The organism is Luteibacter sp. P4_E6 (assembly GCF_056401535.1).
Window position 1 is genome coordinate 1 of sequence record NZ_JBFUJE010000716.1, and the last position, 1,634, is coordinate 1,634.

General features: G+C 65.3%; 3 protein-coding genes. All 3 read right to left on the minus strand.

Translation table 11 applies throughout. The features are described from left to right. Window positions 1-138: 138 nt before the first annotated feature. Window positions 139-1,047, minus strand: a complete 909-nt coding sequence (locus tag AC1DT2_RS22725) for a DUF4097 family beta strand repeat-containing protein (protein WP_063573078.1) — start codon at window positions 1,045-1,047, stop codon at window positions 139-141. A 25-nt stretch (window positions 1,048-1,072) separates the two neighbouring features. Then, window positions 1,073-1,492: a hypothetical protein gene (locus AC1DT2_RS22730; protein ID WP_063573079.1), complete on the minus strand. Its 420-nt coding sequence runs from the start codon at window positions 1,490-1,492 to the stop codon at window positions 1,073-1,075. Next, on the minus strand, window positions 1,489-1,634 hold a 146-nt coding region (locus AC1DT2_RS22735), incomplete at its 5' end, for an RNA polymerase sigma factor (RefSeq protein WP_477298924.1). The genes AC1DT2_RS22730 and AC1DT2_RS22735, both read right to left, overlap by 4 nt.

The following is a 1,634-nucleotide window of genomic DNA, read 5'->3' on the forward strand; positions in this document are numbered from 1 at the left end:
GCCTACGGCCCGTCTCGAAGAGCCGCGCCGCGGCCCCAAGGGCCAACCCGACCGCGACTCCCGACCAGCACGAGCGTGACGCGGCGAATGCCGCTGGAAACACGCGCCCGCAACGCGGGCGAACCTTTTAAAGAACGCTCAGCGACCCTGCGCGCGTAGCTTCACATCGCCGCTGAAGGACTCGACGTGGATGTTGCCGTTGCCGCCGCCGATGGTGGTCTTGAGCTGCTTGCCGGGGCCGTCTTCGCCGCTGGAGGGATTGCCGAAATCGCTGCGGATGCTGCCGCTGAATGTCGAGGCCTCCAGCTTGGCGGAAACATCGGAAGGAAGCTGGAGCTGGACATCGCCACTCATCGAGTCGACGTCGATCTTGCCGTCGCGCGTGGGGCCGCCGTTGATCTGCGTGTCGCCCGAGACCGTGCTGAAGTTGGCCTGCTTCCAGGGGCCGCCGCCGATCGTCATGCGACCGGATACGGTCTGCGCTTCGACGCGTTCAGTGACGCTCGGCGCGATGATGTCGCCGGAAACGGTCTGCAGATCGGCCTTGGTCGCGCTGCCGGCGAGATCGATGCTCCCGCTGACGGTCTGCATGTTGATGTCCGGCGAGCGCAGGTTTCCGCGGATGCGGCCGCTGACCGAGTTGATCTCGATCTTGCCGCCGTCGAGGCCGTCGATGCTGACCGGCGCGCTGACCACGTTGATCTCGACGCTGACGGCCTTGGGCACGCGAACGTTGAGCACGGTGGGCTGCATGCGCGTGTCGCTGCCCCAGCTGAATATCGAGTGCTCTTTCGAGTCGCTATCGACGTGGATTTCCACGTTGCCTTCGTTGCCTTCGATCTCCAGAGGACGGGCGCCGTCGCCCAGCGAGCCGGAGACCTGGATCTGATTCTTGTCCCAGGCGGTCACGGTGACCTCGCCCTTGACGTTGTCGATGCTGACCTTCGCATTGGGCCGGATGTCTTTCGACAGGTTGATCGGGGTCGAGGCGAATGCCTGTCCGATCGAGAACGCCAGCAGCAGGGGGGTGATGTAGAGCGTTTTCATGAGTGGGGTCCTGGCTGTTCGCATGTTAGCCGGCTTGCTTTTCGAGGTTACGCAGACGGTCGCGCTGGCGTTCGGTCTTCAGCAGCAGACGCTGCAGGGCGGCCGAATCGGGGGAGTCCTGCATGGCCTGGGTCAGCTCCATGCGCGCGGCGTCGAGTTCCACCGCAGCTCCGGAGAGGCGCGGGTCGGTCGGTTTCCAGTGGGTTTCGCTGGCAAGGGCGTCGCTGCCAGTAGGCGCGACGAGATGGAGTCCGATGCTGCCACCGAGGAGGGCCACGCCGGCAATGGCAGCGGCCATCAGCCAGGGTTGCGCGCGTCGATGGCGCGACGTCGCGGCGACGGGCGCCTCGTCCAGACGGGCTTCGATGCCGGCCCATAGGTCACGACGGGGCGCAACCGGCCGGTTGAGGGAGCGCATCTGGCGCAGGTAATCGAGGTCATTCATGGCTTATCTCCCAGTGCGCGACGGAGTAGTCCGCGTGCACGGTGTAACTGCGCTTTCGAGGAACCGACCGCCATCCCGAGTTCAAGGGCGATCTCCTCGTGTTTCCAACCTTCCACGTCGTAAAGGACCAGCACGGCACGGG